The following is a 5,714-nucleotide window of genomic DNA, read 5'->3' on the forward strand; positions in this document are numbered from 1 at the left end:
CACTTTCTTGACCTTGAACTTGGGCATCTGCTAGGGCTTGCAACATTCCATTAATCGCTTCAGCTAAACTCGATAATTCATCCTGACCCGTCGCCTCAATTCTTAAACTCAAATTTCCCGTTTCCCTAATTTCATTCACAGAATTATTCAGATGGGTGAGTCGAGAAAGCACTAATTTTTCTAACAATAATAGGGTGATGCCTCCAAAAATCAACCCAACCCCTAATAAAAATAAGGTGAAATAGGCTAAAGTCGTCTGACCTTGTTGATAAATAGGACGGCGAACTTGAACCTGTAACAGTAATTTGGGTTCCCCATAAATATCTGCTATAGTGGCGGAGGCGATCGCTGTTTCTACATTCAAAGATTGCAACTGAATAGCTTTAGGATCAATAATGGTTTCAGGATAGGGTTGAAGTTGCGGCGATAATAGAATCGGACTACTGGCTATTTCCTCAACAATAGGATTCAAACTCAAAGACTGTTGGCTAATTTCCTGCAATCTTTGAATTTCTGAGGGGTCAAGATAACGTCCTAAAATCAAGACTCCTCGGCTTGGCCCCGATGCGGAACTGGTCAAAATCGGTCGTGAAACAATCAGTAATGGACTTTCTGGTAAAACAATGATTCCTTGAAGGGCAACAGGGGTTAAATCGGGTTGTTTGAGACTGGCTAAAAGGGGACGATTTAAGGCAAGATGGGGGGAAAGACTCGGGGGAATCGGTGTTTCCTGATGGCGTTGGGAATCAAATCCTTTACTGAAAACAATTTCACCTTGAGAATTAATCAGAATCAATAAATTGAGTCGCAGGTCGGCAAAGGTAGTATCAACTAAATTAGAAGCAATATATTGATAATTGCGAGCGTCAATAAAGCTATAGGTGTCATCCCATTTCGCTTGATCCTGAGCAATTAAGTCCAAACTATCTAAATCATCATTAATCGCATTTAAAGCCTGAATAATATCTTGACGGACATACTGACTTTCTAATTGACTAAAATCATGTACTAGCAACAAGGAGGCACTAATATACATTGCCACGATTAACCCAATCAGGGCAGCACCAATAATGATCAGTGTTTTTTTTCGCAATTTCATGGCGTGTGACCTTAAACGTGCTATTTGGCAGTAAACGAGGTTGTATTTGCACCCACTTTCTCAGAACAATGATTCTGTACAACCACCAGATGTACCCAATCGGCAGTTACAATCCTTGCAATTGCTAAATGGGAATCCTACTTCCATCAATTCTATACCTATTCTATCTTGCTTTTTGAAGTTCGTAGAGATAGGTCATTGGGGGTCTAAACAGAGGTTAAGGTTAAGAATAGTATTTTACTCCCGATTTGATTGAGTTGTGTTGAAAAACTATAGTTTTAATCTATTGATCACCAGATTTGGTATTAATAATTAACTTAAGGTAAATATTTCTGAACAATCACCCACCCGGACAAAGAAACCGCAGTAAAAGCAAAAAATAAGCCCATATTTAGGCTAAGATGAAGGGGGCGCGCCCAGGGATTTTTGGGATTAATTTGGGTAGCACTCCCAGCCGACCCTAATACTAAACCTACTACAATTAATCCGGCGGCTAGATGAATTGAATGTCCTAAATTCCCGTAATATCCGAGAGTTCCCACTAAACCAACGGTTAGTAAAATTAAGACTAAACCCACCATCCCCCCACCGATCAGGTAATGAAAAGTTCTGAGTCCGTTAGGTCGAGGTTGTTTCCTTGTGCGGGAATATAGCATCCATCCTCCGGTCATTGCTAACAATACATAAGCGAAGATAGAAAATCCCATCGACCAAGCTGCAATTTTCCATAACCATAAAAAGGAGGGTAAATTCATAATAAGGATTTTAACGGAAGTTAATTTGAAGAACTACTATAGAATTCTATGGCATAATCTCTAAATCGTTCTAAATCTTTTTGAATAGTTGACTCCACTACTCCACCCAAAAATAAATTATCCATCAATTGTCCTAAAATCCCTGGAATAGCATAAGAAATCGTTAATTTAACAATACTACTCCCATGGCGATCATAAAACCTAATTGCCCCCCGATTCGGTAAACCATCTACTGATTCCCATTGAATAATTTGATTAGGAATTTGTTTTAAAATCCGCGATAACCAACTAAATTCAAAATTACCTGTTGCTAATTTCCAACGAGATAAATCAGGATTATCCTCTAAAATTTTAACCGAATCAATCCATTTCATCCAACGGGGCATATGTTCTAAATCTGACCATAAACTCCAAGAGACATCAATGGGAACCGGAACTTCAACTTGGACACTATGTTCTAACCAATCAGCCATAATATTTACAAAGTTACAAAGATTTTACCTAATTGAATTTATCCGTTTTAATATACTCAATTATTGTTTAATTATATCAATATCTACTCAAATAAGCTACAGGGATTATTTTAGCGTCCGCACTCACTGGGATTATTTTATCGAGCTTATATGAAATCTAATTATAAACGCTACAGACGATCCCCCCTAGCCCTCCTGTAGAGACGTTGCATACAACGTCTCTACAGGAGGAATGTGTAGAAAATATTTACAGATTTCATATTACATCGGTTTGGGCAAGTCAGCGAGAACGCTGACACTGCAATATTTATCCCAAATAATTATTAGTCAAAAATATAATTTCTCGACTAATAATTATTTATGAAATTCTCAATTATCCAGCAACAACAGGGGAAGGTTTCAGATCGGAAAAGTTGGTTTCTAAGATAGCCTTAGCCGCCTGTCTTCCTGAAATAGTTGCCCCTTCCATACTATCAATATAATCCTGTTGCGTGTAACTTCCAGCTAAAAAGAAATTAGCAACCGGAGTTTTTTGAGCCGGACGGTAAGCGTCCATTCCCGGGGATTCTCGATACAAAGATTGAGCTAATTTAACCACACTATACCAAGTCATATTCAGTTCCCGTGAACTGGGAAATAAATTCTGAACTTGTTTAAGAACGTGTTGGGCAATTTCTTCATTATTTTGTTTAATAAAAGGATCACCCGGGGTTAAAACTAACTGTAATAAAGATCCCTGTCCCTCTCGATAATAGTCGGCCGGACTTGATAATGCTAAATCAGAAAAACAGGAAAAATCCGCATCGGCTGTATATAATAAATTATTAATTCCCGCCGCTTCTTTAAGTTGTTGACGTTTTTGGGGATCATTTAATTCCGTCACCCAACCATCAAAACGCAGTTGTACCGTTGCTACGGGAACCGCTTCTAATTTATAAATATTGTCAAACTCCGGCCATTTTCGCCAAGCAGGGGGAATCATTTTTTGTACCCCCGGAATATCCCCGGCAAAAACATAGGCATCGGCAATAATTGTTTCCTCGGTTTCTCCGTTTGCTACTACCATTCCCGTCACATAGGTTTTACCTTCTATTTCCTGAAATTGTATTTCTCTAACTCGACGGCGGGTATGAATTTTCACGCCCCTTTGTTCCAAATAATTCACAATGGGTTTATGTAAATATTCCGCCGGAGATCCTGCCAACATTCGCAACATAGATGCCTCTGTTTTGGTGGCAAAAAATAGGAAAATCGTTAACATACACCGAGCGGAAATATTCTCAGTATCAATAAATCCCAAGGCATAGGCAATCGGGTTCCACATCCGTTTTAAACTACCCTCAGAACCCCCATGACTGCGAAACCAGTCCGCAAAACTCACCCTATCTAACTCGCGGATAGTCCTCATCGCCCCCTCAAAGTCTACCAACCCTCGGACAATGGGGCTAGTACCCAAAGCGATCGCATTTTGCAGTTTATCAATTACCGAGAGTTGGGAGGTGGTGAAAAATGCCTTCAACCCGTGAAAGGGAGCCCCGGTAAGGAAGCGAAAGTCCAAACTTCCCGTTTTTCCCCCGGTATTAACAAAAATGTGGGTATGGTCTTTTAACAGAAGGTTGTCAATCGCCCCCACCTTCCGCATCAGTTCAAATAAGTTATAGTAGCAGCCAAAAAAGACGTGCAACCCCATTTCAATATGGTTGCCGTCGGGGTCTATCCAACTGCTGACTTTACCCCCGACAAAGGGACGGGATTCAAAAATCTCTACTTCGTGTCCGGCATCCACTAGGCCAATTGCCGTAGCCATGCCCGCTAAACCTGCTCCTGCGATCGCAACCCGCATTTTTTAGACTGCCCTTTACCTTAAGCGTTTGTTTACATATTTTGACATACTCCCCACCGCCGAAGCGGGGGGATTCTTATTCATGGCTCATCGAAGTTCGCTTACTGTATCAAATTGCTGATCAACAGCAGCGGCGATCTTCTCCCCATGCTTTTGCTCGAACGAGCCAGATCCGTCATGCCCTGACGTACTGTGTTTATTCCACTCAACACCAAGAATATTCAATCCTTTGTGCAAGATGTTTAGAGCCGCGTTTGTATCGCGACAAATCTCAATCTTGCAGTTAGGACATGAATGAGTTCTAGTGCTCAGAGACTTCTGCACTCGTTGACCGCAATTAGAGCAATCTTGGGATGTGTAGTTAGGCGATACTGCCACAACCACCTTATCCCAAATCTTGCCGTAGTAGTCTAGCCATTGAGTGTACTGATACCAACCAGCATCAGAAATAGACTTAGCCAAGTGGTGATTCTTGACCATGTTCGCTATCTTTAAATCTTCATAGACCACGATATCGTTAGATATCACTACGTTTCGAGCTTGTTTAATTGCCCAATCTTTCCGTTGGCGTTGGATTTTAAGATGGATTTTACCTAGTCTTTTCCGAGCTTTGTGATAGTTCTTTGATTGGGGTTTAGCACCCTTGACAAATTTCTTACTCAATCGTCTTTGAGCCTTCTTGAGTCGCTTTTCGGCTTTTCTCAAGAACTGCGGATATATTACGGCATTGTCATTTTGGTCTTTAGTGAAAAATTTTAGACCTAGATCCAATCCGACAAGATTGCCTGAATACTCCCCTTGCTCTTTGCGATTAGCATCAAAACAGAACTGAGCATAATACCCATCTGCTCTGCGTACAATCCGCACTCGATTAATTTTTAGCCTATGCAAGTCTTCCTGAGTTTCATGGTTGCAAAATATCGACAATGTTCCAATCTCAAAGCCATCGGTGAACGTGATTGACCGACAATCATCCGATAGCTTCCATCCTGAAACCTTGTACTCAACAGAGCGACAATGTTTTTTAAACTTGGGAAAACCTTTTTTACCTACACCCTTTTTGCATCGGGTATAGAAGTTGGAGATAGCAGCCCAAGCACGTTCAGCACTGGCTTGTCTAGCGGCTGAGTTGAGCTTTTTAGCAAAGTCAAACAATGTGGCTAAGTCTTTGCATATACTGTACAGATCAGCTTTACTCGCGCCTTGATTATCCATCCAATAGCGAACGGCTTTGTTCCGAATGAACTGTGCTGTTCGGATGGCTTCATCAATGGCAGAATATTGCTCTACTGTACCGTGTTTTAGCTTGGCTTCTCTAACTATCATAGCTCGATGATAGCATAGTTTTATCCACAAAAACTCAGATAAAATAACTTTAAGGAAGAAGTACCATTTTTAGCGCATACGGCGACTAAAGCCGCCCCATCGCTCCCTTGGTTTAGTCGCAGCCGAGTTCATCCCTAGCATTGAAAGCAGGGCGTTTTCATTTTCCAAAATGCGATCGCTATCTTCAAAAAAAATCATCAAGTTTTCCGGTCAAATTA

At 40.9% G+C, this 5,714-nt stretch carries 5 protein-coding genes; all 5 read right to left on the reverse strand.

Going from position 1 to position 5,714, the window contains the following annotated elements; all coding sequences use genetic code 11:
• A partial coding sequence (locus tag PL11201_RS25545) for a CHASE4 domain-containing protein (protein WP_144017903.1) occupies positions 1-1,099 on the reverse strand: 1,099 nt, incomplete at its 3' end.
• Between the two features lie 317 nt (positions 1,100-1,416).
• Positions 1,417-1,854: a DUF4079 domain-containing protein gene (locus PL11201_RS25550; protein WP_079681478.1), complete on the reverse strand. Its 438-nt coding sequence runs from the start codon at positions 1,852-1,854 to the stop codon at positions 1,417-1,419.
• Between the two features lie 20 nt (positions 1,855-1,874).
• The gene (locus tag PL11201_RS25555) at positions 1,875-2,327 is read right to left on the reverse strand and encodes an SRPBCC family protein (RefSeq protein ID WP_079681479.1); all 453 of its coding nucleotides are present in this window, start codon (positions 2,325-2,327) and stop codon (positions 1,875-1,877) included.
• Positions 2,328-2,700: 373 nt separating this feature from the next.
• Positions 2,701-4,170, reverse strand: a complete 1,470-nt coding sequence (gene zds / locus PL11201_RS25560; RefSeq protein WP_079681480.1) for a 9,9'-di-cis-zeta-carotene desaturase — start codon at positions 4,168-4,170, stop codon at positions 2,701-2,703.
• 87 nt (positions 4,171-4,257) lie between these two features.
• Positions 4,258-5,496 carry an RNA-guided endonuclease InsQ/TnpB family protein gene (locus PL11201_RS25565; RefSeq protein ID WP_079681481.1) on the reverse strand — a complete coding sequence of 413 codons (1,239 nt, stop codon included), beginning with the start codon at positions 5,494-5,496 and terminating at the stop codon, positions 4,258-4,260.
• Positions 5,497-5,714: the final 218 nt, after the last annotated feature.

Source organism: Planktothrix sp. PCC 11201, from assembly GCF_900009135.1.
In the GTDB taxonomy this organism is placed as follows: domain Bacteria; phylum Cyanobacteriota; class Cyanobacteriia; order Cyanobacteriales; family Microcoleaceae; genus Planktothrix.